Source organism: Citrobacter sp. RHB35-C21 (genome assembly GCF_013816515.1).
Taxonomy (GTDB): Bacteria; Pseudomonadota; Gammaproteobacteria; order Enterobacterales; family Enterobacteriaceae; genus Citrobacter; species Citrobacter braakii.
Genome location: NZ_CP057147.1, coordinates 3,668,221 through 3,693,939, shown reverse-complemented (window position 1 = coordinate 3,693,939; position 25,719 = coordinate 3,668,221). Strand labels below are relative to the sequence as shown.

Below are 25,719 nucleotides of genomic sequence, written 5' to 3'. Positions count from 1 at the left end.
GCTATTAACGTACAACCAGCACTGGCAGAGTAGCGTGGCGAACAACGCTGGAAGCGTTTGAGCCGAGCAGATGAGTGCTGATTGATGGGTTGCGCGATCCAATGACGACCACATCCGCATTCAACTCTTCACCCAACTCGTTGACGACGTCACGTACGCTGCCAAAGCGGACGTGTTGTTTAATACGGGAAGGGTCGATGCTGAAGTGACCGACCATCGTTTGCAGACGAGTTTCCGCTTCGTGTTGTAGATGCTCTTCAAAACGACGGACATCGGCTGCAAAGCGGTGCAGGCTTAAGCTTGCTGAGCCTGGCAGCACATGCAGCAGATGAATAACCCCGTTTTCCTGTGCCAGAAATTCTGCATGGCGAATAGCCTTATCGCTCAGTTCCATTTCGAATACATCAACAGGCATTATGATTGTGTTGTACATAAACATTCTCCTTGTCATTACATGAACACATATCAGCATAGTATTAAAAATGATTCTGTCAGTCACGACACAGATTTATGTTTTGCGAACAGGAGATAAGGTGAGAGTCAGGAGCTGGGGACTAACCGGAAAGAGGATGCGGATGCATCCCCTGTAAGATAAAGCGAGTGGCTTTGATAAGACAGAGTTAGCGCAGGTAGTCGCCCGCAGCTTCAGGTTGGTACTCAAGCTCGATGACTTCGAGGTGTGTTGAGGTCCCGCCTGGTAGTTCCCAGTGAATGGTGTCGCCAACGCGCAGGCCCAGAAGTGCAGCGCCAACAGGTGCCATTACCGAAAGCTGTGTGCTGCTGTCAGTCATATTGGCCGGATACACCAGGGTACGCACACGGACTTCGCCATCACTCAGATTGCGGAATTTCACGCGGCTGTTCATGGTCACGACATCGTGCGGTATGGTTTCTGGTGAACACATTTGGGCACGATCCAGCTCGGCGTTCAGGGCGTCGGCAATCGGTAAACCAGCAAACGCAGGTTGCTCCAACAGGCGGTCAATGCGTTCCGCATCGAGGTCGTTAATGATGATAGTTGGTCTGGACATTTGTTACTCCATGTCGTCGATACTGCGGGTGCGCAGGTAAATAATCCCAAAAGAAAACCCTCACCGTCAGGCGGCAAGGGTTTAGCTTTTATGATGATACTGAGACTTACCCCTGGTTTGAAGTGATTTAGTTCACATTCAGGCAAATCATCAATATTGTTGCGTATGGTGTGATTTTAGCCGAAAAACGCGATCGTTCTCCAATTTGCATTATGCTTTTTAAGCGCTCGCTGCGGGCGCGTCAAACAACTCAGTGTTCCGCGACAGGAGATCTCATGAGCCAGTACGACAAACTTACCTTGAAAGACGGCAGCTATTTGCATTTTAAAGATTGGGGAAGTGGGCAGCCTATTGTCTTTAGCCATGGCTGGCCGCTGACGGCAGATGCGTTTGAAGATCAGATGCTGTTCCTCGGGTCGAAAGGATTTCGGGTGATCGCCCATGACAGGCGTGGGCATGGGCGTTCAGCCCAGCCCTGGGATGGTCACAATATGGATCAGTATGCTGACGATCTGGCTGAACTTACCGCGCATCTCAATCTTAAAGATGCCGTACATGTCGGACACTCTACCGGGGGCGGGGAAGTGGCGAGGTACATTGGTCGCCATGGAACGAAGCGGGTAGCCAAAGCGGTGTTAATCGGCGCGGTGACGCCCATAATGATCAAGACCGACTTTAACCCAAATGGTGTGCCGAAAGAGGTGTTTGATGGCATCCGTGAGGGAGTGATAAACGATCGCGCTGCCTTCTTCTATGAACTGACCGCTGCATTCTATGGCTACAACCGCCCGGGCGTAAATGCGTCGAAAGCCGTTCGTGAAAGCTTTGTTGAACAGGGCTTACAAGGTTCCATCAAAGCGTTGTACGACTGTATTCACGCGTTTTCAGAAACTGACCTGCGTGAGGATCTCAAAAAGATGACTATCCCGACGCTGGTGATCCATGGTGATGACGATCAGATTGTCCCGTTTGAAACCTGCGGAAAGGTTGCGGCGGAAATACTGCCGGACGCGCAGTTGAAGGTGTATGTTGGCGGTTCGCATGGCATTTGCACTACCCATAAACAACAGATCAACGGCGATCTGCTCAACTTTATTCAATCGTAATCTTTAGCGGATTGTTCTACGCTGATCTTCTTTTTCCAGGGAGATGAGCGAAGCATAATTTGTGCTGCGCTGATGTTAACTTCAACAGAGAACGCTATGTATTTCTATCAACCATCACAAGGACACGGCTTACCGCATGACCCGCTGAATGCCATCATTGGACCGCGCCCTATTGGCTGGATTGCCTCCCGCGACAGCGACGGTCGGCATAACCTTGCACCGTACAGTTTCTTTAACTGCTTTAATTATCATCCGCCGATTATCGGTTTCGCCAGTAGCGGCTGGAAAGATAGCGTGCAGAATATTATCGACACCGGTGAGTTTGTCTGGAATCTGACGACTCTTGAGCTGGCCAGCGCGATGAACGAAACGTCAGCCAGCTTGCCTCACGGCGAGGATGAGTTTTTTGCCGCCGGGCTTAGCAAAGTAGATAGTCGGATAGTCAGCGTGCCGCGCGTGGCGCAAAGCCCGGTCAATTTTGAGTGTCGCTTATCGCAAAGTCTGCAACTGACCACCGCTGATGGTTCGCCTGTTGAAACCTGGCTGGTGCTGGGAGAAGTGGTGGGTATCCATATTGATGAAACGCTACTGGAAGGCGGCATCTACCAGACGGCGAAAGCAAAACCGGTACTGCGTGCGGGCGGGCCAACGGCGTATTATTCGATCAGTGAAACACACCGCTTTGATTTAATTCGCCCGGATGCCCGTTCAAAACGCTAACCATATGGACCGACGCCAGCTTGCCGCGCCGGTCGTTATTTTCAGTATCCCACTTTGTCGATAATAAACTTTTTACCGCAGTTACCCGGATGCGGTTGCGGTAAGAATGACTGTGCGGATAACGTCTGGTTAATGGTGTCGGCTTTCAGGGACAACTGGATTTCTGTGAGATAGGCCGGATTGCCGTGGCAGCTTAGCTTCACGGCTTTAACGTTCTCTCTGCCCCAGCTTTTAGCGACGGCGGCGTCAAATGCGCTGCGGCTGACGGTTTTGCCGTAGTTTTCCGCGAGGAATTTGCCAGCCTCGCTGTTCTTAACCTCATTATTCATCCGTACCATCGTGCCGAAGTATGCGTCGGGATCAAAACCGAAACAGGCGCCATGCTTGGCATATTCGTAACGTTCCAGACACGATCTCCCGCCGGCACCGGGCATTACGGCACTGAGTTTTGCCGCGCTTTCCAGCGACAGGCCCGTTTCGGGAGCCGCGCATTTACGGCTGGCGCGCGCTTCAGGCAGGTTGGGAATAGGGCGAGTCGCGCAGCCAAAGCGCATCCAGCGGCGGTTGTCTACTCCACGGGCGGCGATGGATTTTGGCAGGCTGGGCCATAAACCGTGAACGGTCAGGAAATCTGCTTTGTCCGCGCTATCTTTTTGCAGACGACATTCGTCGGGCTCTTGACGATATCTCTCGTGTTGGCTCTGACAAAATCCGGTTTGCCAGGAGAGGGCCAGCACGTAGCTGTCAAAATCAGCGTACTGTTTTGCCTGAAGTTCGTCGGCCTGAGCTACAGAAACTGGGAGCAGAAGTGCTGCCAGCAGCGAAGAATAACGCCATCTTGATGTCATGATGATTTCGGATACTTATATCAATTCTGAATATCATCTATTTAATCATAAAAAATGCCAGTCAGGTTTAGCTGACTGGCATCATTTTCATCAGGCGGGAACCCGAATGATTAGCTCCACATTGCCAGAATCGGCCAGCCGACCAGCAGAAGCATAGAGATGTAGATAACGCCGAAGATAGCACCCAGACGCCAGTAGTCTTTGGACTTCACATAACCGCAGCCGTAGATAATAACGCCAGGGCCAGTTGCATACGGAGTCAGACAGCCCATGATACCGATGGACAGTACCAGCAGGATACACAGGTGTTCCATCGGAACGCCCGGGATGCCTTTGCCGACGGCCAGAATAACCGGCAGCATGGTGGCGGTGTGTGCGGAAAGGCTGGCAAACAGGTAGTGAGCAAAATAGAACACCAGCACCAGAACGATCACGGTCGCGTTAGGCGAGAAGCCTTCCAGGTGCGAGCTCATCGTGTTGGCGAACCAGTCGATGAAGCCTGAACGGGTTAAACCATTCGCCATAACGACCAGCGTGGCGAGGTTAACCAGGGTGTTCCATGCGCTGTTATAACGGGTGATGTCTTTCCACGGGACAACGTGCAGCGCCAGCATCAGCGAGACTGCCAGCAGACCCACAGCGGTCGCATCAATCAGTTTACCGCCAAAGACCCACAGACCCAGGCTGAGCAGAACCAGACCGATCAGGGTCAGCTCTTTACGCGTCAGTTTACCCATGGTTTTCAGTTCATCACCAGCCCACGCGGCAACTTCAGCACTGTGAGTAACTTCTGGCTTGTAAAGAACATAGGACAGCCACGGAGCAACGATCAGCAAAATAATACCAACCGGCAGGAAGCTGAGGAACCATTGCAACCAGCTGATTTGAATACCGGCAATTTTATTGACGAATTCCAGACCCAGCACGTTAGGTGCAGCGCCAGTAACGAACATAGAGGAGCTCAGGCTGGTACTGATTACCATCATCCACATCAGATATCCACCGATACGGCGCGCGGACGGATCGTTCGGGAATGATTTAAACAGCGGCGGCAGGTTTTTGATAACCGGGAATACGGTACCACCGGTACGCGCGGTGTTGGACGGTGTAAACGGCGCCAGCAGAATGTCGATGATGACAATCGCGTAGCCCAGCGTCAGGGTGCGCTTACCCATGAATTTTACCAGGAACAGCGCGATACGACGACCCAGACCGGTGACTTCATAGCCCAGCGCGAAGATAAACGCGCCAAACACCAACCACACGGTAGTGCTGGAGAAGCCTGCCAGACCCCATTTCAGCGCTTGCTTACCCGCTTTAAACGCCGGGTCGGCTAGCTCTGAAGCATCAAACAGCAGATAGTTGCTGCCGATGACGCAGATCGTTACGGCGATAAAGCTTATCGCTGTTGCCGGGATTGGCTCCAGGATCATCCCGACAATCATTGCCACGAAAACGGCAAAATAGTGCCAGGCTTGCGGGGGCATTCCATCAGGGACAGGGATAAGAAACATGACGCCCATTACGACCAATGGGGCCAGTAATTTCCATATTTTATCTTTTGCTAAAGACATGTGTGTGATTCTCCGGAAAGGATCTTTAATTGTGATAATGATGAACTTGTGAAATCTGAGCTAAGAACCAGGTGACGATCAGCAGATCGGCGCAGCCTCCTGGGCTGAGGTTGCGTTCAATGCACTGTTGGTCGAACTGGCGCAGGTATTCGAGATCGGCAGGGGTGCGAATCCCCCCTTGCTGCAATAGAGTTGTGGCCTGCTGCTGTAGCCAGCGCAGACCTTCTGCGCCGCCACGTGAAGCCACGTTGGTGTCGCCATTGATAGACATCAGCAGCAATAACGTGTCGAGTAGCGCCAGTTCAGGATCGCGGCCCTGAGTCAGCAGTGCGCGGTAGTGCGGCAGGGCATGCTGGATGACTAGCGGGTATCCCGCTTCGGCTTCGCCCCGTGCGCCGGTTAATCCCAGTTGCTGATAAAGACGTTGGCCAGCCGTGAGTTGTTGATTGTTCTGGCGCAGTTCGCGCTCGGTCAGGCCACGGCAAAATGTTGCTGCCGTAGAGCAAAGGGTTTCAGCGGTAACAGTCAGTTGGAGCTGGTGCAGGCGGCCAATGGCGGCACACAGCAGCCCCAGTGAAAAGATGCTCCCTTTATGGGTGTTTACCCCCTCGGTGGCGCGAAACATATCGGCTTCGCAGGCCATACCCAGTGGGCGCAGTCCTTTCAACACATCTTCAGGCGACAGCTGTGCGCTAAACGCCCCATATTCAATAAAACGCGGCAGCCAGGCCTGAATTGCCTCAGCGCTGCGATGAAAATCTTCCAGCGCCATATCTTTATGTGCGCCGTTGTTAATACGATCCACCAGACCCGGTTTGGGCGACAGGTTGACTTCAGTCAACATGGCCCGCCACGCAAGCGTTGCGTAAGCGTCAGGCAGATCCAGAGGAAGGACTGCGTTATTGGTTGATGTTGCGGGAATCGGCATCATGCAGCAGAGCCTCCATCTGAGAGAGTAAGTCGGAAAGCGCGTGGGTTTTACCCCGCGCACATTCGGCAGCGCTTTGCTTGCACAGCAGACAGCGGCGGGCAGGGAGTGCGAAATGACGCCGGGACAGAATTTCCCCTTCAGGGGTCAGGACATCGATGTCCCATAGCCGTCCCAGCGGATGTGAATGCTCAAGTTCAATCGTGGCGAGCTTGAGATCGTGGGCCGGGGCCTCAATAGCCAAAAGACCTTCCGGACCGCTGGCAGAAACCAGCGCCGTTTGCTCCCTGATAATCCAGGTGGATTTTTCCGCCAGCGCGAGCAGGGCGGCTACGCCGTGATTAAAGATGCAACGGGTTAATGCGCTGTCTTTAATCGGACCCGGTGCGACCACGGTAAATGAGACCAGTGGCGCGTGATGACGCGTCAGCCAGGCATGTTGCCTTGCTTGTCTCTCATCCCGGCTGGCGAGCAGCTCGGGAATCGAAACCGCGTGTTGGGTGGCGTGTTCAGGGAGCAGGCGCATGGCTTATTCCTTCACCTGATGCACAACGTCAATCACCGAGCCATCGCGGTAACGCACAACGGCAATCACGCGGTCGGTGAATTCGATAGCGCGTGGCTGACCGGTGAGCTGCTGTGCACGTTCGCGCAGCCATTCAATGGACACCACTTTCATACCGGCTTCTTTCAGACGTTCAGCCAGTTCCGGACGCGCAGGGTTAACGGCGATACCGTGGTCAGTGACCAGGATGTCTACGCTGGAGCCTGGGGTTACGCAGGTCAGGACGTTATCAACCAGCGTCGGGATGCGTCCGCGAACCAGCGGAGCGACAATGATGGAAAGCGCAGCGGCAACCGCAGTATCGCAGTGACCGCCGGATGCGCCGCGCAGTACGCCGTCAGAACCGGTCAGTACGTTAACGTTGAAGCTGGTATCAACTTCCAGCGCACTCAGCACCACGACGTCCAGACGATCGACGGAGGCGCCTTTTGAGCCCCAGTTGGCATACTGGTTGGCACTGATCTCAATGTGGTTTGGATTGCGGGCCAGCGACTCAGCCGCGTTACGGTCAAAGCTCTGTACGTCCAGCAGTTTGCGAATCAGGCCTTTTTCGTGCAGGTCAACGATGGTAGCGGTGATGCCGCCCAGCGCGAAGTCAGCACGGATATCGCGGCTGCGCATCTTGTCTTCCAGGAAACGAGTAACGGCCAGAGAAGCGCCGCCGGTTCCTGTCTGCAGTGAGAAGCCTTCATTGAAGTAACCGGAGTTAGCAATGACGTCTGCCGCGCTACGGGCGATTAACAGTTCACGCGGGTTGGTGGTCATGCGTGTCGCATCAGCACCGATTTTGTCCGCATCGCCGACCTGATCGATCTGTACAATCAGATCCACTTGATCCTGCGTAATGCTGGCCGGGTTATGTGGATAGGTCAGCAGCTGTTCAGTCAGCAGGACAACCTGTTTTGCATTTTCGGCATCGACGCGGGCATAGCCCAGTGAACCACAGCACGCTTTACCGGTATAGCCGTTAGCGTTACCAAACTGGTCACAGGACGGTACGCCGAGGAATGCCACATCAATGCTGAGTTCGCCACTTTGCACCAGGTGTACACGGCCGCCATGGGAGTGGACCTGCACAGGCTCGGCCAGCAGGCCACGGGAGATCTCTTCCGCCAGCGGGCCACGCAGCCCGGAGGTGTAAATACGGCTGACCACGCCCTGACGGATGTGCTCAACCAGCGGAGCATGGCAGTCGCTCAGGGAGCTGGAAGCCAGCGTCAGATTTTTAAAGCCCATTCTGGCGATGGCGTCCATCACCAGGTTAATCGTCAGATCGCCACCGCGAAAAGCGTGGTGGAAAGAGATGGTCATGCCATCCTGTAAACCTGAACGACGAATGGCGTCTTCCAGGTTAGCGCACAGCTTTTTGTCGCGCGGTTTTTGCGCCTGTAATTCTACTTTTGCGGTGCTCTGATAAGCGGAAAGCTCACTTTCTGCATGACGGCTCCAGGCCGCCACGCGATCCTGGCGTTGAGACTGTTCGATTTTCTGCGTCATTTTTTTGCCTTATTCTTCGCGAATGCCGGAAAGTTCTGCACGGGAGATAACCAGAAGGGCGCGCTCGATAACCGGGCTGTCGACCATTTTGCCGTTCAGGGAAACTACGCCACGGCCTTCGCGAGCGGCGGCTTCAGCGGCTTCCACGACCAGGCGCGCGTGAGCCAGCTCTTTGCGTGTCGGGGCATACAGGTTGTGCAGGAGCTCGATCTGGCGCGGGTTGATGAGCGACTTACCGTCAAAACCCAGTTGCTTGATGTGTGCGGCTTCATGCAGGAAACCCGCTTCGTTGTTGGCATCGGAATAAACGGTGTCGAACGCCTGAATGCCGGCAGAGCGTGCCGCCTGCAAAATAGAGCAGCGGGCAAACAGCAGTTCAGTCCCTTCCGCAGAGCGCTCAGTACGCAGGTTACGCACATAATCTTCCGCACCCAGTGCAATACCGATCAGGCGCTCGGAGGCGTGGGCAATTTCTACCGCGCGGGTAATGCCTAACGGTGATTCGATGGCGGCTAACAGACCGGTACTGCCGGGCTCACGGCCACAGGCTTTCTCGATACGCAGGATTTCGCTTTCGATGTCGATGACGTCCTGCGCGGTATCGGTCTTCGGTAAACGCACGATGTCAGCGCCGCCGCGTACCACGGCTTCGAGATCGTTAATGCCCCATTCGGAGTCGAGGGCGTTTACGCGCACGATAGTTTCAACGTCGTGATACAGAGGATGCTGCAGCGCGTGGTACACCATACGGCGAGCAGTATCTTTCTCGCGCAGCGCGACGGAGTCTTCCAGGTCGAACATCAGCGCATCTGCCGGATAGATGAACGAGTTGCTGACCATGGCGGCATTGGCGCCCGGTACGAACAGCATGCTGCGGCGGGTACGGGGTTTACGTTGCTGCAAAGATTCACTAATCACTGGCAATCCTCCCATGGCAGTGCAGGAATACCGCCAGCGCGGGCCAGTAGTGCTTCCAGTCGCGCACGTAAAATGCAGTCCAGTGCGCCTTTATCATCAACATTTAATTGCACGCCGCGTACGTTGTAGCGGGACAGAACGTCCAGAATGGTGGCCCGGATGGCATCACCGAACTGCTTTTCGACGCTACTGTTAACCTGCAGGTCAATATCCTGCGAATCGAGTGGGGCGATGCGAATCATCACATCACCGGACTCGAGTGTGCCTGCGACGGCTGCCTGGTTTATTTTCATTTTTCACCTGTTGCTAATGCGGGGGTATTTTGGCGGACTGCCGCACCCGATGAGGCCCGCTCAACCATGCTTTGCAGATAGTGCAGCGTGGCGTCAGGGACCAGGGATGCGATAGCCGTGAGATCTTTTTTAACCAGCAGCTTGCGCACCCAGGAGGCAGAAATCGGCATCTCCTGGAAGCACAGCCGCTCAATTTCCACCAGTTCAATCGGTGGGGCGGGAAGCGTTGGGGTCTCCAGCCAGTAGCGCATATCGTTGTTGTACTGGGAGGTGACGGTGCAATACGGCTCGGTACCGACGAAGCGGTGCGTGACGCCGAGAGCCGGGGCCAGATACTGGCGGAAGATTTTCAGGTCTATTTCGGTATAGCAGTGGTTAATAACGCTCTGCTCTTTGATGAAGTAGCACGGGAACGTGGCGCGGGAAATGATGTATTCCGAACCGCGATGAACGGTTAAACGTGGAATGTCTTTTGTCCCTTTAAGCACCAGATCCAGTCGGTCTTCATACGGAAAACGCGAGGTATCTTCTTTCACCAAAAACAGATGCAGCCAGTCACATTGCGCGGCTGCTTGTTGGATCAGAAAACGATGTCCGTTGGTGAAGGGGTTGGCATTCATGACGATACAACCAATTTTTTTCCCTTCATGGCGCTGTTTCGCCAGTGATTCAGCGTAGCGTTTCAGACGTGTGGTGCTGTTTTCCATCAGCACCATAATGCCGGGAACGCTGGTCAGCGTAGAAAAACCGCACTGCTTAAACAGCGACTCGTACTCGGTTTTGGTATAGATGAAGAGGTGCGTACAGTGGCGCTCATAGGCGAGGTTGATTAACTCGGTCGCCAGTGTCAGCGCTAAGCCTTCACCCCTTACGGATTCGCAGATGGCGACGCACTTTATGATATTGCCGGCAATGCCGCCGCAGGCAATCAGGCGGTCATCACGGGTGACGGTGATAAATACTTCGACAGTTGTATCAACGCTCAAATCATTCTCTTTCAGAAATTGCGCGATAGCCGCCATCTTTTTATTTTCTGAGCGTTTAACTTGCGTGAATATATTATTACCGAACATAGTGAATAGAGCCCCGATGCTATATTTGTTACTGGGTTTCTGTTTTTGTTGCTCTGTTTAGCAACCTGATAACTTCTTGTTTGCAATTGAAGGGAATGTTTTTTTATTACGGAGTATTTCTTTTTTTCCCTGCTGCATACATCGTAAGGAGTATTTTGGAGGTAATTTTTGATTTATTTCACAATAAGTTAGAAGGTTTTAATGTGTTTTATGGTTTTAAGTTTTTTAATTAATTTAACTCCGAAATAGCGTGTGGTTTTAATTTGTTTAATTGATTTAAGGTGGGGAATCTGCAACGATCCTGTTTTATACCGCGACTTGCAAATAAAACATTTTTATTACAACTACAATGAGAAATAAGTTTCGGGTAACGTCGCTGAGGAAGAAATATGGCAGAGCAGAAAAATAAAACACGGTTTCCTTTTTTTCGCAGTCTGGCGTTTCCATTGCGTATCTTTCTGCTTATTTTGGTCGTTTCTGTTTTTATTATCGCCGCGTTAGCACAATACTTTACCGCCAGTTTTGAAGATTATCTGGCAACGCATGTCCGCGATATGGCGATGAACCAGGCCAAAATCATCGCCTCTAACGACAGTATCATCGCGGCGGTGAAGCATCGTGATTACAAGCGTCTGGCGACCATTGCCGACAAACTGCAGAGCGGGACTGACTTCGACTATGTGGTGATCGGGGATACCAACTCTGTCCGCCTTTACCACCCAAATCCGGAAAAAATTGGCTACCCGATGCAGTTCACCAAACCCGGCGCGCTGGAAAGAGGGGAAAGTTACTTTATTACCGGCAAAGGGTCGATTGGGATGGCGATGCGCGCCAAAACGCCCATCTTTGATGACGATGGCAAAATCATTGGCGTGGTCTCAATTGGCTATCTGATCAGTAAAATCGATAGCTGGCGATCGGACTTTTTACTCCCAATGGCAGGGGTGTTTATCCTGCTGTTGCTGGTACTTATGCTGCTCTCCTGGTTATTTGCCGCCCATATTCGCCGGCAGATGTTGGGGATGGAGCCTAAGCAAATCGCGCGGGTAGTGCGTCAGCAGGAAGCGCTATTCAGCTCGGTATATGAAGGTTTGATCGCCGTGGACCCTGATGGGTATATCACCGCCATAAACCGCAGCGCGAGGAAAATGCTGGGGCTGTCTTCGCCTGGACGAAAGTGGCTTGGAAAACCGGTTAGTGAGGTGGTTCAGCCGACTGACTTTTTCACCCAGCAGATTGCGGAAAAACGACAGGACGCGATGGTGAACTTTAATGGCCTGAGCGTTATCGCTAACCGTGAGGCGATTCGCTCCGGCGATGAACTGCTTGGGGCAATCATCAGTTTTCGTAGTAAAGATGAAATTGCTACTCTTAATGCGCAATTAACGCAGATCAAACAGTATGTAGAGAGCCTGAGAACGCTGCGTCATGAACACCTTAACTGGATGTCGACCATTAATGGCCTGCTGCAAATGAAAGAGTATGACCGGGTGCTGGCAATGGTGCAGGGGGAGTCGCAGGCGCAACAGCAACTGATTGACAGCCTGCGCGGCGCGTTTGCCGATCGTCAGGTAGCCGGTCTGTTGTTTGGCAAGGTGCAGCGTGCGCGTGAACTGGGCCTCACTATGACTATCGTTCCTGGCAGTCAACTGCATCAACTCCCCGAGGGGCTGGATAGCACAGAGTTTGCAGCAATTGTTGGCAATCTGCTTGATAATGCATTTGAAGCGAGCTTGCGCACCCAGCAAGGCAACAAGATCGTCGAACTCTATTTGAGTGATGAAGGGGATGACGTGATCATCGAAGTTGCCGATCAGGGATGCGGTGTACCGGAAGCATTGCGTGAAAAAATATTTGAACAGGGTGTGAGCACCCGTACCGATGAACCAGGTGAACATGGCATCGGTTTGTATCTGATTGCAAGTTATGTGAGGCGCTGTAACGGGGTGATTACACTCGAAGATAACTCCCCCTGCGGCACCTTATTTTCTTTATTTCTTCCGAAAGTGAAAAAAAATAATGACGGAACCATTAACGCTATTGATCGTTGAGGATGAAACGCTACTGGCGGAAATGCATGCTGAATATATCCGCCATATACCCGGCTTCAGCCAGATTTGGCTGGCGGGTAATCTTGCGCAAGCGAGGATGATGATTGAGCGTTTTAAGCCCGGTTTGATTCTGCTCGATAACTACTTGCCGGACGGCAAGGGAATTACGTTGTTGCATGAGCTAACCCAGACGCGTTATCCGGGCGGCGTGGTGTTTACCACGGCGGCCAGCGACATGGAAACGGTCTCCGAGGCCGTGCGCAGCGGCGCGTTTGATTATCTGGTCAAACCCATTGCCTACGAGCGCCTGGGGCAGACACTGACGCGTTATCAACAGCGCAGACGCATGTTGGCCGGTAATGACAGCGCCAGTCAAAAGCAGATTGATGAAATGTTTAATGCTTATGCGCGCGGCGAACCGAAAGGCGATTTGCCGACCGGAATTGATGCGTTAACGCTGAATGCGGTGTTGAAATTATTTGCCGATCCGACGGTACATCATACTGCGGAAACGATCGCCCAGGCGCTCACTATCAGCCGTACCACCTCCAGGCGCTACCTGGAGTACTGTGCCAGCCGTCATTTGATTATTGCGGAGATTATTCACGGTAAGGTGGGGAGGCCGCAGCGTATTTATCACGGCGGCTAATTCACGTCATCCTTGAAGCTGCCTCTTTGTGGGCTGCGTGAAGAAACCCCAGGCACATAATTATCTATGGTACTGGGGATGTCTTCACTTGCCGCTTTGAGGCAGCTTAAATGATTTTGCGTATCAAGGTCAGATGCTGACAGTTATCGTTAACCGCCAATCAGGGCGGACGTCGCCGGCACCATCACTTCAGTTGCGATAATCACAACCAGCAGTCCAACCAGTACCGGAACCGAGGTACGTTTCACTACTTCGAACGGAGAGATCTTTGCCATCCCTGCGACAGCGACAACCACACCGGAGACCGGAGAGATTGTGCGTCCAAGGTTTGATGCCTGCAGCATCGGGATAGCAAGGTAAGCCGGGTTAATGCCAGAAGAGTGCGCCAGTTTCGGGATCATCTCAACGAAGGCATAGAACGGTGCGTTACCGGACCCCGTGGTCATTGCCGCCAGCATAGTCAGGATCACCAGTACCAGCATCAGAATAATGCTCGCGGAGCCAAACGAGGTGGCGATAGAAATCAGACTCTGAATAAAGCCGATTGTGCTCAGACCCTGGGCAAAAACGCCCGCCGCGACTAACAGCATCACCACGTTAGCAAAGGCATCCGCCATACCACGGTAGGCGACTTCCAGACCCGAGAAAACCTTCTGGGTGTTGAATCCTCGTACGAACTCCAGTACAGCAGCGATGAGCATGCACAGCACCAGAATCGTAATGATATGCAGCTGTGGGCCCCATTTTCCATCGAAAATCAGGACGCCAACGATCGGGGTAAATGGCAAGATGGCGTAAAACGACGGGGCGGTAGTGGTAATTTCAGCCACATCTAACATTTCATGAGAAATGTTCTCTTTTTTATCCAGATAACGCTGCCAGAAAAAGTGGGCAATCGCCATAGCAATGATGGCGGCAATGGAAATTGGCAGCGTGGTTTTAAACGCGAAATCGATCAGCGGCATTTCCGCGGCTTTTGCAGCCAGCACTACATCACCGGATGTTGGCGAAAGAATAATAGCGGCTGGGGAGGCGCAAATGGCCGCTGCGGCGCCACGGCTAATCCCAACGTTAACCATGACCGGGAACAATGTCGCCATCAGCAATACGCCCAGACCGGTTGCTGAAGAGACCGCCAGGGACATCAGGCAGGCGACAAAATAGGCGGCAATCATAAGCAGATAAGGTGAATTGATATACTGCAGCGGCTTAGAGGCCAGCTTAACCACCATATCATTCGCGCCAATATGCGTCATGTAGGCGGCAAAACCACACAGCATCATAATCATCATGCCGAGATCGCCGCCACGGCTCATCAGCAAAATTTTAATATATTCAACAATGTCTGTTGCCGTATAGCCCGTTGTTGCTGCGCTAGACGGCAAAACTTTATGGCCCATCAACGCACTGATAATCAGCAAAACCAGACCGCCGACAAACAGTACGCCTGTCGCGGAATAACCTTTAATGATGTAGCGCGCTACACCCACAATAACCACAACCCCAATAAGGAGTTCAATAAATGTCAACATTGTTTCCCCTGTCGCATTGCTGCCCAGAAAGTTAAAAAACTAAAAAAAGTAAAAAGTGGTGACAGAATGTGCCTAATAAACCGATAACTCTTGCTGATTGAAATCAATAAAAATACGGATTCAAGCGATGGCTAAGCCGTTTTTTCAGCATCGCGATTAAAAAAAGAATATCACAATAAAAAACTGTGAAGCGCAGCGTTGGTGTGTGTGTTTTGTGGTGATATTGATGCTTTATTGTTAATTTATTGTGATGTTATTTAACTCTCGCCGCAGGAAAGCACAATTTATTGGCAATAAAGAGAAAATAGTTCCTATGAAATGGCTCAGTAAATAAAGGGATAGGTTATAGGCTGAGGAATATTCTGATTTTTTATTTGCGCATTTTTGTTAAGCTGACATTAAGGTTGGGTTTGCTAAAATTAATATTAAATCCCAGGATGGTAATTAAGTTGTGATTTTCGCTAAACGATATTTTCTCATTTTTTCATTTATTTTTATTCAGTTAGCTTTCACTTCCCTGGCGGCTGCTGAAGATAAAGGCTGGTTTGCTACTTTTAAAGATAATGTTAGTGAAACCTGGCAGCAGCCGGAACATTATGATCTGTATGTACCTGCTATTACCTGGCATGCGCGTTTTGCCTACGATAAAGAAAAAACGGATCGCTACAATGAACGGCCGTGGGGTGCAGGATTTGGTCAATCCCGTTGGGATGATAAAGGTAACTGGCACGGACTTTATATCATGGCGTTTAAGGATTCCTACAATAAATGGGAACCCATTGGCGGCTATGGCTGGGAAAAAACCTGGCGACCGCTGGCTGATGAAAACTTCCATACAGGTCTCGGCTTTACCGCCGGTTTCACCGCGCGTGATAACTGGAACTACATTCCGGTACCGGTGCTGTTACCGCTGGCATCAATTGGTTATGGCCCGGCAACGTTTCAGATGACCTACATTCCTGGAACGTATAACAACGGCAACGTCTACTTTGCGTGGATGCGGTTCCAGTTTTGATGGACTACCTGTATTGTCAGGTAGTTTATTGGAAAGTCTTTTAAAAACATAGTGATAGGAAGTTTAACTGAAAAATAACGCGACATTTATCACTTTTTGATAAAGTTCGACTGGACAAAGTGCACCACAATTGTTGTACTGATACCCGACACAGCATTTGTGTCTATTTTTCATGTAAAGGTAATTTTGATGTCTAAGATTAAAGGTAACGTTAAGTGGTTTAATGAGTCCAAAGGATTCGGTTTCATTACTCCGGAAGATGGCAGCAAAGATGTGTTCGTACACTTCTCTGCAATCCAGACCAATGGTTTTAAAACTCTGGCTGAAGGTCAGCGTGTAGAGTTCGAAATCACTAACGGTGCCAAAGGCCCTTCTGCTGCAAACGTAATCGCTCTGTAAGCATACGACAGCAAGCATTCAAAACCCGCTTAATTGCGGGTTTTTTTCGCTTCAATGTGCGGGAGAAGCAGATACCAACCAGAATGCCAGGGCGGTCATCGCGAATGATCCCAACAGATTAACCAGTACATTCACCATAGCCCAACCAAAGCGTCCTTCCTGCAGTAAAAACACTACCTCAGCAGAGAAAGTGGAAAACGTTGTCAGTCCCCCGCAAAAGCCAGTAGTAATCAGCACCTTCCACATTGGATCAATATTTGTCATGCGATTAAACCATGCCAGACCCATACCAATGATAAATGCGCCAAGTAAGTTTGCAGCCAACGTACCGAATGGAATGGCCTGATGCAGCGGGTTAAACCGCATACTCAACATCCATCTTGCTACGCTACCTGTGCCACCACCAATAAAAACCGCTAAAAGGAGTTGTAACACTGCGTAATCCTGCTATTTGATTGTATAGAGGGTGAGTGTAACGCTGAATAATTGTTGTTGGCGAGCTTAACAAAGTTTTCTGGAGGGAATATGTTCGTTGCAGCAGGGCAATTTGCCGTGGGACCTTCATGGGAAAAAAATGCAGAAACCTGCGCCTTACTGATGTCTCAGGCTGCAGGAGAGGGGGCGTCGCTACTGGTATTACCGGAGGCATTGCTGGCGCGTGACGATTTAGACCCTGACCTGTCAGTGAAATCAGCTCAGCTTTTGGAAGGTGGGTTTCTGACGCGTTTGTTGCGAGAAAGCGCACAAAATGAGATGACGACAATCCTGACGATTCATGTTCCCTCTGTGCCAGGCCGGGCATTTAACATGCTGGTGGCGCTACGGGCTGGTCGGGTAGTGGCCCATTACGCTAAATTACATCTCTATGACGCCTTTTCGATTCAGGAATCACGTAATGTCGATGCAGGGGACGCCATAGCGCCGCTGCTGGACGTAGGCGGATTAAAAGTAGGGCTAATGACCTGCTATGACCTGCGCTTCCCTGAGCTGGCGCTGGCGCACGCGTTGCAGGGGGCTGAGATTCTCGTTTTACCTGCGGCTTGGGTGCGGGGATCTTTAAAAGAGCATCATTGGGCCACGCTTTTGGCGGCAAGAGCGCTGGATGCCACGTGTTATCTGGTTGCGGCTGGAGAATGCGGCAACAAGAATATCGGCCAAAGCCGGGTCATCGATCCCTTTGGCGTGACTATTGCGGCGGCGGCTGAAACGCCCGCGCTCATTATGGCCGAGGTTTCCGCCGAGCGGGTCAGGCAGGTCAGGGCACAACTTCCGGTGTTAAGTAACCGACGCTTTGCGCCACCGCAATTATTATGACGTTTTTTTAAACAAGGCTTGATTCACCTTGTTACAGATTGCTATTGTGTGCGCGCGTCGAAAGGCCGTTAATATTCTCAGGTTAATATGGCGCTTTATGTAGCCTGGTTTAAGTCAAGAAGGTATCTATGGGTGAGATTAGTATTACCAAACTGCTGGTGGTTGCCGCACTGGTTGTTCTGCTGTTTGGTACCAAGAAGTTACGTACTCTGGGTGGAGACCTGGGGACGGCAATCAAGGGCTTCAAGAAAGCAATGAACGACGATAATGCCGATGCCAAGAAAGAGGCTGATGGTAGTGTTCAGGCTGAGAAGCTTTCTCATAAAGAGTAATACTGCAAACTCTGCATGAAAAAAACCGGCGATTTGCCGGTTTTTTATTGCTGATATGTAAGTGAGTATTACACGATTACTTCACTTCCAGCCCTTTGGCCTGCATGTCAGCATGGTATGAAGAGCGCACGAATGGACCGCAAGCAGCGTGGGTAAAGCCCATAGCCATGGCTTCTGCTTTCATCTCATCGAACTCATCCGGGCTTACATAGCGTTGAACCGGGAGGTGATGGCGGCTTGGCTGTAAATACTGCCCCAGCGTCAGCATGGTCACGCCATGGCTGCGCAGGTCGCGCATGACCTCAATGATTTCAGCATTAGTTTCACCCAGACCCACCATCAGACCCGATTTGGTCGGAATCTCCGGGTGCGCTTCCTTGAAGCGTTCCAGAAGCTTCAGCGACCAGTTGTAGTCAGCCCCAGGGCGTACATTACGATAAATACGCGGTACGTTTTCGAGGTTGTGGTTAAACACGTCCGGCGGCGTGGCTGTGAGGATATCCAGCGCGCGATCCATACGGCCACGGAAGTCAGGCACCAGCGTTTCGATTTTAATCGACGGGCTTTTCTCACGAATCGCGGTGATGCAGTCAGCAAAGTGCTGAGCGCCGCCGTCACGCAGATCGTCGCGGTCAACGGAGGTAATCACGACATAGCGCAGCGCCATGTCCGCAATCGTCTGAGCCAGTTTTAACGGCTCGTTGGCGTCAGGAGCAACCGGACGGCCATGGGCAACGTCACAGAATGGGCAACGGCGAGTACAGATTGCGCCGAGGATCATAAAGGTTGCTGTTCCGTGATTGAAACATTCAGCCAGGTTAGGGCAGGAAGCTTCTTCGCAGACAGAGTGCAGGCCATTTTTGCGCATTGCCGCTTTGATGCCCTGGATGCGAGTGGAGTCCGCTGGCAGTTTTATTTTCATCCATTCCGGTTTACGCAGCAGGGCTTCACGCTCTGTTGCCACATTTTTTACCGGGATAAGAGCCATCTTATCGGCATCGCGGTATTTAACACCGCGTTCCATCACAATGGGTTTACTCATAGCTTGCGTGTTCCAGTTGCGAATTACGAAGGAAAGCGTTTCAATTCAAGGGAATGTTGCATTTATCAACTATTTTTGAATTAGTGATACGCAGTATATCATTGAAACGGGCCAGAAAGCAGCCTGACAGGCTGGCAAAATGTAAAATAGTTGTTGTTTTGTGCCATTTGCCACAACATATGCCGTGGCAAAGTATGACCGTATTTTCAGTCCGCGATGTACTCGTGCGGTGGGTTACCCAACAGCGCGAGAATGTTGGCCAGCAGGCGGGGGCGAATGCTCTCGGTCGTGGCTGTGCTATCCCACTGCGATACTTTCGCCATCTCCATCCCGGCATAACCACAAGGATTGATACGCAGGAAAGGCGACAAGTCCATATCCACGTTGAGCGCTAAGCCGTGAAATGAACATCCTCTACGGATACGTAATCCCAAAGAGCAGATTTTCTTCTCACCCACGTATACGCCAGGCGCATCGGCTCGCGGGTGGGCGTCAATGCCGATTTCCGCAAGGGTATTCACGACGGTTTGCTCCAGCAACGTAACCAGTTCGCGAACGCCAAGTTTACGACGCTTCAGGTTCAACAGCACATACATGACCTGTTGGCCTGGCCCGTGGTAGGTCACCTGACCGCCACGATCGCTCTGGATCACCGGAATATCTCCCGGCATCAATACGTGCTCAGCTTTACCTGCCTGACCCTGGGTGAAGACAGGATAATGCTCTACCAGCCAGATTTCATCATGACTGTTTTCATCACGGGTATCGGTAAATTCATGCATGGCCAGAGAGACTGGCTCGTAAGGTTGAAGACCGAGCTGGCGGACCAGAATTTTATCCTGATACAAAACGGCATCTCCGTAGAGAATGTTAAAGAGGGGAAAAGTATATCACAGGGGGGAGGGGTTACCCGAGCGGGGATGCAGCGGGTAACCGACAGGTTTTTACAGCACCATGCGTACGATATCGATATTGCCTAATTCTTCGTACAGCGTTTCAACCTGCTCAATGTGTGTAGCAGTGATGGTGATTGAGACCGAGTGGTAGTTGCCTTTGCTGCTCGGTTTTACCGTCGGAGAGTAATCACCTGGCGCATGGCGCTGTACCACTTCAACCACCTGATCAACCAGCTCAGGCAACGCCTGCCCCATTACTTTGTAAGTAAATGGAGTAGGGAATTCAAGCAGTTCGTTAAGTTTGGTTTTCATGTCAGATCCGGCGTTACATCAAAAAATAATAACTCCCACTGCGCGTGGGAGTTATCTGGATACCTAGTATATGGGGACGTAAATCACACTTTCAAGTGTTCGATTTTTAGCCAAACCAGTGATGGAACATTAATTTAATGTAATCAATGATTTTCCCAAAGAAGTTGCCTTCAGGGATTTCCTGCAGCACCACCAGTGGACGCTGTTCAATGGTTTTGCCATCCAACTGGAAGTTGATAGTGCCGACAACCTGGTTTTTCTGCAGCGGGGCGTGCAGTTCAGTGGTGTTCAACACATAGCTGGCTTTCAGGTCTTTCATGCGGCCGCGCGGAATGGTCAGGTAGACGTCTTTATCAACGCCTAACGACGCACGATCGGTGTTACCAAACCAGGCAGGTTCTGAGGCAAATTCTTTACCCACTTTCAACGGGTTCACGGTTTCGAAGAAACGGAAGCCCCAGGTCAGCAGTTTTTTACTTTCGGTTTCTCGGCCTTTATAGGTGCGACCACCCATAACGGCGGAGATCAGACGCATCTGGCCTTCGGTTGCGGATGCAACGAGGTTATAGCCAGCCTTATCGGTGTGACCGGTTTTGATACCGTCGACATTCAGGCTGTTATCCCACAGCAGGCCGTTGCGGTTTAACTGACGAATGCCGTTAAAGGTGAACTCTTTTTCTTTATAGATAGAGTATTCGTTAGGCACGTCGCGAATCAGAGCCTGACCAATCATCGCCATGTCGCGAGCCGAGCTGTACTGACCGTCAGCATCGAGACCATGAACGGTCTGGAAGTGGGTGTTTTTCAGGCCCAGCGCATTCACATAGCTGTTCATCAGGCCGACGAAAGCATCCTGGCTACCGGCTGCGAAGTCTGCCATCGCCACGCACGCGTCGTTTCCGGATTGCAGGTTAATTCCACGGATCAGCTGAGAAACAGGAACCTGCATGCCTGGCTTGAGGAACATCAGCGATGAACCTTTGAAGACCGGGTTGCCCGTAGCCCATGCGTCATTGCCGACGGTGACCAGATCGGTTTCTTTGAATTTCCCGGCTTTCATCGCCTGGCCGATGACGTAGCTGGTCATCATTTTGGTCAGGCTGGCGGGGTCGCGGCGAGTGTCAGCGTTCTGTTCTGCCAGAACTTTACCTGAATTGTAATCAATCAGGATATACGACTCCGCATCGATCTGCGGAACACCCGGGATCATGGTTTTAATATTCAGGTCATCGGCATGGGCAGCAGAGAGAGAGGCTGCGCAGAGAGCCGCGGTGAGCGCCATACGCTGCACGAAACGAGCGGAAAAAGTGGTCTTCATGGTCTGAACTACGACGTCCGTGATGAAATTAAAAAAAGTGCCCTACTATAGCAAATGCATAACTGGCAGGCATCTGACTTTCCGCGTGACTTTGTTAATGTCATTTACAGAAACTGACAGTTCAGATACCTGATTTACGTTATTACACGCCGGTGATGAAGGACTGTAATTGCGCCTCGGATTGAAGACGCTGCTGCAATGTGGAGGCTTCAGCTTTGCTGGCAAACGGCCCCATCTGGATACGCCAGACTGCGCCGTTTTGTACCACCCGGCCAGGAACGCCAAACTGCTGGCTTAAACGCTTTTGATACTGCTGCGCGCGCGACTGCTCGCTGACTGCGCCAACCTGAACCACATAGCGTCCGTTGGCAGTTGCCGCAGGCGCAGGGGCTGTGACGGCTGCTGGTGTTGTTGCCGGCGCGGTTGACGTGACCGGTGCGGTGGTTGTCGATTGCGGCACCGGAGTCGGCTCGCTGCTTTCCAGCACGCCTGATGCGAGCGTGGTTGGCGCACCGAGGAATCCACTGCTGTTTACTGGCGCACCGGTTGGATCATCGCTTTTCAGCGTGGAATTGCTGATCTGACGAATATCGCCTTGCGGCTGACCTGCATCCGATGGCGAAGGCATGCTTCCCATATTGCCGCCACCGCTTAAATCAGGACGCGCAGGCAAGGCATAAGTTTGTTTCGCGACCGTGGTACAAGCCATACCCGGTCCGGACAATGAACCATCCTGGGCGACGATGATTGGGTCGATACGCACTTTAGTGTTGTTGGAGGTGTTCAGACGATCGGCTGCGGCGCGTGAAAGTGAAATCACGCGATCGTTACCATAAGGCCCGCGATCGTTAATGCGCACGACGATCATCCTGCCGTTCGCCAGATTGGTAATTCTGGCATAGCTGGGGACAGGCAGCGTCGGATGCGCAGCGGTCAGCTGCATCGGGTCGAACGCTTCGCCAGACGCGGTTAAGTTGCTTCCTGGTTCCGCATCATAGATAGCGGCAAGTCCGGCCTGGCTAAAGCGGGAGGGATCCTGCACGATTTTGTAGCTTTTACCATCACGCTGGTAGTCCTGATTCGCCGTTGGGTTCAGGGGTTCAAAGCGCGGATCGGCCCCGCTGATTTCAACAATCGGACCATTACACACCGCAGGCTGCGGCGCGACAGCAACCTGTTGCTGACCATCATCACTCGAACACGCCGCGAGCATTCCTGCTGCGATGCAGATACCAAGCCACTGCTTACGCATTGCGTACCCCTTACACGCTTTTCGACAACATTTTTCTATGGGTGTGGATCGACATAACAATCCCGAACCCGGCCATCAGCACGATAAGTGCCGAGCCTCCGTAACTGACCAGTGGGAGTGGAACCCCAACCACGGGCAGAATACCGCTCACCATACCAATATTTACGAAGACATAAACGAATAATATCAACATTAAGCCACCCGCCATGACGCGACCAAAGGTGGTTTGCGCGCGGGCAGCGATCCATAATCCGCGCATAATCAGCAAAATGTAGAGCGTCAACAGAATCAAGATCCCCACCAGACCCAGCTCTTCCGCTAAGACAGCAAAGATAAAGTCGGTGTGGCGTTCGGGTAAAAACTCAAGCTGCGATTGTGTACCATGCAGCCAGCCTTTGCCGCGTAACCCGCCGGAGCCAATAGCAATTTTAGACTGAATTATGTGATAACCCGCGCCCAGCGGATCGGTTTCCGGGTCGAGCAGCATCATGACGCGCTGACGCTGGTAATCATGCATCAGGAAGAACCACAGTATCGGGATAAACGCCGCGACCAAAACCACCGCAACGCCGATTAAGCGCCAGCTCAAACCAGAAAGGAACAAGACAAACAGACCGGAAAGGGCGACCAGAATTGAAGTGCCGAGGTCAGGTTGGGCGGCGACCAGCAGCGTGGGCATAAAAATCAGCACCAGCGCAATGGCGGTATTTTTTAGCGATGGTGGGCAAACGTCACGGTTAATAAAGCGCGCAACCATCAGCGGCACGGCGATTTTGGCAATTTCAGAAGGCTGAAAACGCACGATACCCAAATCCAGCCAGCGCTGCGCACCTTTGGAAATGGCGCCGAAGGCATCTACCGCCACCAACAGAATGATGCAAAAGATATAGAGATAGGGCGCCCAGCCCTCATACACCCGGGGGGGAATTTGCGCCATCACTACCATGATGACCAGGCCCATTGCGATCTGGCCGACTTTGCGCTCCATCATGCCAATATCCTGGCCGCTGGCGCTCCAGATGACCAGTGAGCTGTAAACCAGCAGAGCCAGCAAAATAAGCAACATTGTGGGATCGATGTGGATTTTGTCCCAGAATGTTTTTTTGTTCGGATTATCCGTCACGATTATTGGTCCTCCGCTGCTGCAACCGCTGGGTTTTCCGCAGGCAGATTGGTGTTGTTGTCGCCCAACATAATATGGTCAAGGATCTGGCGCATAATGGTACCCACCGCCGGACCCGCACCACCGTTTTCAAGGATCATGGCGACAGCGACCTGGGGTTTATCATAGGGGGCGAAGGCCGTCATCAGCTTGTGGTCACGTAAACGCTCGGCGATCTTATGTGCGTTATAGGTTTCATTAGCTTTCAGGCCAAAGACCTGCGCGGTACCGGATTTCGCCGCAATTTTGTAAGGCGCGCCAGCAAAATACTTATGCGCAGTTCCGTTAGGGCGGTTCGCAACACCGTACATACCGTCTTTCGCGATTTCCCAGTAACCAGAATGAATATCGCCAACGGGCGGTTCGTGCGGCTGTACCCACGGCACCTGCTTGCCGTTTTCTGCCGTGCTCATCAGCAGATGCGGGACTTTTATCAAACCGTCGTTGATAAGGATCATCAGCGCTTTACTCATCTGGATTGGGGTTGCTGTCCAGTAACCCTGGCCGATGCCGACGGGAATGGTATCACCCTGATACCATGGCTTTTTAAACCGTTTTTGCTTCCACTCGCGGGTTGGCATATTGCCGGAGCGCTCTTCGGCAAGATCGATGCCCGTATATTTGCCGTAGCCAAATTTGCTCATCCACTCGGAAAGCCGGTCAATCCCCATATCATAGGCGATTTGATAGAAAAACGTATCCGCGGACTCTTCCAGAGAGCGGGTGATATTCAGATGGCCGTGCCCCCACTTTTTCCAGTCGCGGTAACGTTTTTCAGAGCCCGGTAGCTGCCACCAGCCCGGATCGAACAGGCCGGTATTGCGGGTGATAACGCCTGCGCTTAACGCAGAAACCGCAACGTAAGGTTTAACCGTCGAAGCAGGGGGGTAAACACCCTGTGTGGCGCGGTTAACCAAGGGGGTGTTCGGGTCATTGAGCAACCCGGAGTAATCTTTACTGGAGATACCATCCACGAACAGATTCGGGTCATAGCTCGGCATAGATACCAGCGCCAGAACGCCACCGGTACGCGGGTCGGTAACCACCACGGCGGCACGGCTGCCCGCCAGCAGCGTTTCAATATACTGCTGGAGTTTCAAATCAAGGGTGAGATAGATATCGTGCCCGGCCTGCGGCGCCACTTCTTTCAGTTGGCGAATGACGCGGCCGCGGTTGTTCACTTCTACTTCTTCATACCCGGTCTGGCCGTGAAGCACGTCCTCATAATAGCGTTCAATACCCAGCTTGCCGATGTCATGCGTTGCCGCGTAGTTAGCCAGTTTGCCGTCTTTGTCCAGGCGGTCTACGTCTTTATCGTTGATCTTCGATACGTAGCCAATTACGTGGGTCAGCGCAGAGCCGTATGGGTAATAGCGGCGTTTATAGCCTTTAACTTCGACCCCAGGAAAGCGATATTGATTCACGGCAAAGCGTGCGACCTGAACTTCAGTCAGGTTGGTTTTTACCGGAATTGAGGTGAAACGGTGTGAACGGGCGCGCTCTTTTTTAAAGGCAGCAATATCGTCGTCCGTCAGGTCTACGACGTTACGCAGCGCGTCGAGGGTATCCTGAATGTTGTCTACCTTTTCCGGCATCATTTCTATCTGATAAATGGTGCGGTTAAGGGCGAGAGGAATTCCGTTGCGGTCATAAATGATGCCGCGACTCGGCGCGATAGGCACCAGTTTGATGCGGTTTTCGTTCGAACGGGTCTGATAATCAGTGAAGCGAACGATTTGCAGATTATAAAGGTTGGCGATCAGCACGCCGGTTAGCAGCAAAATCCCCAAAAAAGCGACCAGCGCCCGGCGCACAAACAGCGCGGACTCAGCCGAATAGTCGCGAAAAGAATTCTGTAGTTTCATCCGCTGCTTAATCTACTCAAGAATCAA

27 protein-coding genes are annotated in these 25,719 nt (G+C 52.0%); 8 read left to right on the top strand and 19 right to left on the bottom strand.

The window, feature by feature from the left end:
- Nucleotides 1-4: 4 nt before the first annotated feature.
- A complete protein-coding gene (gene uspG / locus HVZ39_RS18095; protein ID WP_016152215.1) occupies nucleotides 5-433 on the bottom strand; it encodes a universal stress protein UspG in 429 nt (142 codons plus the stop codon).
- Between the two features lie 187 nt (nucleotides 434-620).
- Nucleotides 621-1,031, bottom strand: a complete 411-nt coding sequence (gene rnk, locus HVZ39_RS18090; protein ID WP_181632790.1) for a nucleoside diphosphate kinase regulator — start codon at nucleotides 1,029-1,031, stop codon at nucleotides 621-623.
- 275 nt (nucleotides 1,032-1,306) lie between these two features.
- Between rnk and HVZ39_RS18085 the strand changes: the two genes are divergently transcribed.
- Together HVZ39_RS18085 and HVZ39_RS18080 are read left to right on the top strand one after the other, a co-directional pair.
- Nucleotides 1,307-2,137, top strand: a complete 831-nt coding sequence (locus tag HVZ39_RS18085) for an alpha/beta hydrolase (protein ID WP_181632789.1) — start codon at nucleotides 1,307-1,309, stop codon at nucleotides 2,135-2,137.
- 96 nt (nucleotides 2,138-2,233) lie between these two features.
- Nucleotides 2,234-2,857, top strand: a complete 624-nt coding sequence (locus HVZ39_RS18080; protein WP_131380900.1) for a flavin reductase family protein — start codon at nucleotides 2,234-2,236, stop codon at nucleotides 2,855-2,857.
- A gap of 41 nt (nucleotides 2,858-2,898) precedes the next feature.
- Here the strand turns inward: HVZ39_RS18080 and rna are convergent, their stop codons facing one another.
- From rna to citC, 8 genes are all read right to left on the bottom strand, one after another.
- On the bottom strand, nucleotides 2,899-3,705 hold the full coding sequence (gene rna, locus HVZ39_RS18075; protein WP_181632788.1) for a ribonuclease I: 807 nt from the start codon (nucleotides 3,703-3,705) through the stop codon (nucleotides 2,899-2,901).
- Between the two features lie 110 nt (nucleotides 3,706-3,815).
- On the bottom strand, nucleotides 3,816-5,279 hold the full coding sequence (gene citT, locus HVZ39_RS18070) for a citrate/succinate antiporter CitT (RefSeq protein ID WP_016152219.1): 1,464 nt from the start codon (nucleotides 5,277-5,279) through the stop codon (nucleotides 3,816-3,818).
- Nucleotides 5,280-5,304: 25 nt separating this feature from the next.
- A complete protein-coding gene (gene citG, locus HVZ39_RS18065) occupies nucleotides 5,305-6,210 on the bottom strand; it encodes a triphosphoribosyl-dephospho-CoA synthase CitG (protein ID WP_016152220.1) in 906 nt (301 codons plus the stop codon).
- On the bottom strand, nucleotides 6,179-6,733 hold the full coding sequence (gene citX / locus HVZ39_RS18060; protein WP_181632787.1) for a citrate lyase holo-[acyl-carrier protein] synthase: 555 nt from the start codon (nucleotides 6,731-6,733) through the stop codon (nucleotides 6,179-6,181). The genes citG and citX overlap by 32 nt, the downstream gene beginning before the upstream one ends.
- 3 nt (nucleotides 6,734-6,736) lie before the next feature.
- Nucleotides 6,737-8,269: a citrate lyase subunit alpha gene (gene citF / locus HVZ39_RS18055; RefSeq protein ID WP_047359500.1), complete on the bottom strand. Its 1,533-nt coding sequence runs from the start codon at nucleotides 8,267-8,269 to the stop codon at nucleotides 6,737-6,739.
- Nucleotides 8,270-8,278: 9 nt separating this feature from the next.
- Complete coding sequence (locus tag HVZ39_RS18050) at nucleotides 8,279-9,187, bottom strand: aldolase/citrate lyase family protein (RefSeq protein ID WP_046274582.1); 909 nt, start codon at nucleotides 9,185-9,187, stop codon at nucleotides 8,279-8,281.
- The gene (gene citD / locus HVZ39_RS18045; RefSeq protein ID WP_003831276.1) at nucleotides 9,184-9,480 is read right to left on the bottom strand and encodes a citrate lyase acyl carrier protein; all 297 of its coding nucleotides are present in this window, start codon (nucleotides 9,478-9,480) and stop codon (nucleotides 9,184-9,186) included. Before citD ends, HVZ39_RS18050 begins: the two co-directional genes overlap by 4 nt.
- Entirely contained in the window at nucleotides 9,477-10,553 is a 1,077-nt protein-coding gene (gene citC, locus HVZ39_RS18040; protein WP_016152224.1) for a [citrate (pro-3S)-lyase] ligase, read from the bottom strand. Before citC ends, citD begins: the two co-directional genes overlap by 4 nt.
- Before the next feature lie 389 nt (nucleotides 10,554-10,942).
- On the opposite strand from citC, the gene dpiB reads away from it, so the two are divergent.
- Both dpiB and dpiA read left to right on the top strand, forming a co-directional pair.
- Entirely contained in the window at nucleotides 10,943-12,604 is a 1,662-nt protein-coding gene (dpiB, locus tag HVZ39_RS18035) for a sensor histidine kinase DpiB (RefSeq protein ID WP_046274583.1), read from the top strand.
- Nucleotides 12,573-13,253 (top strand): two-component response regulator DpiA, encoded by a 681-nt coding sequence (dpiA, locus tag HVZ39_RS18030; protein ID WP_016152226.1) that lies wholly within the window; start codon nucleotides 12,573-12,575, stop codon nucleotides 13,251-13,253. The genes dpiB and dpiA overlap by 32 nt, the downstream gene beginning before the upstream one ends.
- 149 nt (nucleotides 13,254-13,402) lie before the next feature.
- On the opposite strand, the gene dcuC is transcribed toward dpiA, so the two are convergent.
- Nucleotides 13,403-14,785, bottom strand: coding sequence for an anaerobic C4-dicarboxylate transporter DcuC (dcuC, locus tag HVZ39_RS18025; RefSeq protein WP_016152227.1), 1,383 nt, complete (start codon nucleotides 14,783-14,785; stop codon nucleotides 13,403-13,405).
- 451 nt (nucleotides 14,786-15,236) lie between these two features.
- On the opposite strand from dcuC, the gene pagP reads away from it, so the two are divergent.
- The gene (gene pagP, locus HVZ39_RS18020; RefSeq protein ID WP_101699806.1) at nucleotides 15,237-15,800 is read left to right on the top strand and encodes a lipid IV(A) palmitoyltransferase PagP; all 564 of its coding nucleotides are present in this window, start codon (nucleotides 15,237-15,239) and stop codon (nucleotides 15,798-15,800) included.
- A gap of 189 nt (nucleotides 15,801-15,989) precedes the next feature.
- Entirely contained in the window at nucleotides 15,990-16,199 is a 210-nt protein-coding gene (gene cspE, locus HVZ39_RS18015; RefSeq protein ID WP_000034825.1) for a transcription antiterminator/RNA stability regulator CspE, read from the top strand.
- Nucleotides 16,200-16,250: 51 nt separating this feature from the next.
- Here the strand turns inward: cspE and crcB are convergent, their stop codons facing one another.
- Nucleotides 16,251-16,634 (bottom strand): fluoride efflux transporter CrcB, encoded by a 384-nt coding sequence (gene crcB, locus HVZ39_RS18010; protein ID WP_003831281.1) that lies wholly within the window; start codon nucleotides 16,632-16,634, stop codon nucleotides 16,251-16,253.
- 90 nt (nucleotides 16,635-16,724) lie between these two features.
- Between crcB and HVZ39_RS18005 the strand changes: the two genes are divergently transcribed.
- Both HVZ39_RS18005 and tatE read left to right on the top strand, forming a co-directional pair.
- Nucleotides 16,725-17,513, top strand: a complete 789-nt coding sequence (locus HVZ39_RS18005; RefSeq protein ID WP_019076256.1) for a deaminated glutathione amidase — start codon at nucleotides 16,725-16,727, stop codon at nucleotides 17,511-17,513.
- Nucleotides 17,514-17,641: 128 nt separating this feature from the next.
- On the top strand, nucleotides 17,642-17,845 hold the full coding sequence (tatE, locus tag HVZ39_RS18000; protein WP_016152230.1) for a twin-arginine translocase subunit TatE: 204 nt from the start codon (nucleotides 17,642-17,644) through the stop codon (nucleotides 17,843-17,845).
- 76 nt (nucleotides 17,846-17,921) lie between these two features.
- Here the strand turns inward: tatE and lipA are convergent, their stop codons facing one another.
- From lipA to mrdA, 7 genes are all read right to left on the bottom strand, one after another.
- Nucleotides 17,922-18,887 (bottom strand): lipoyl synthase, encoded by a 966-nt coding sequence (lipA, locus tag HVZ39_RS17995; RefSeq protein WP_003022702.1) that lies wholly within the window; start codon nucleotides 18,885-18,887, stop codon nucleotides 17,922-17,924.
- A 206-nt stretch (nucleotides 18,888-19,093) separates the two neighbouring features.
- Nucleotides 19,094-19,735 carry a lipoyl(octanoyl) transferase LipB gene (lipB, locus tag HVZ39_RS17990; RefSeq protein WP_181598463.1) on the bottom strand — a complete coding sequence of 214 codons (642 nt, stop codon included), beginning with the start codon at nucleotides 19,733-19,735 and terminating at the stop codon, nucleotides 19,094-19,096.
- Nucleotides 19,736-19,831: 96 nt separating this feature from the next.
- Nucleotides 19,832-20,095, bottom strand: a complete 264-nt coding sequence (gene ybeD, locus HVZ39_RS17985) for a DUF493 family protein YbeD (RefSeq protein ID WP_003022706.1) — start codon at nucleotides 20,093-20,095, stop codon at nucleotides 19,832-19,834.
- Between the two features lie 106 nt (nucleotides 20,096-20,201).
- Nucleotides 20,202-21,413, bottom strand: coding sequence for a D-alanyl-D-alanine carboxypeptidase DacA (dacA, locus tag HVZ39_RS17980; protein WP_003022711.1), 1,212 nt, complete (start codon nucleotides 21,411-21,413; stop codon nucleotides 20,202-20,204).
- Between the two features lie 142 nt (nucleotides 21,414-21,555).
- Nucleotides 21,556-22,665: an endolytic peptidoglycan transglycosylase RlpA gene (gene rlpA, locus HVZ39_RS17975; protein ID WP_181632786.1), complete on the bottom strand. Its 1,110-nt coding sequence runs from the start codon at nucleotides 22,663-22,665 to the stop codon at nucleotides 21,556-21,558.
- Nucleotides 22,666-22,675: 10 nt separating this feature from the next.
- Nucleotides 22,676-23,788 (bottom strand): peptidoglycan glycosyltransferase MrdB, encoded by a 1,113-nt coding sequence (gene mrdB / locus HVZ39_RS17970; RefSeq protein ID WP_006685529.1) that lies wholly within the window; start codon nucleotides 23,786-23,788, stop codon nucleotides 22,676-22,678.
- Between the two features lie 2 nt (nucleotides 23,789-23,790).
- A complete protein-coding gene (gene mrdA, locus HVZ39_RS17965; RefSeq protein WP_016152233.1) occupies nucleotides 23,791-25,692 on the bottom strand; it encodes a peptidoglycan DD-transpeptidase MrdA in 1,902 nt (633 codons plus the stop codon).
- Between the last annotated feature and the right edge of the window lie 27 nt (nucleotides 25,693-25,719).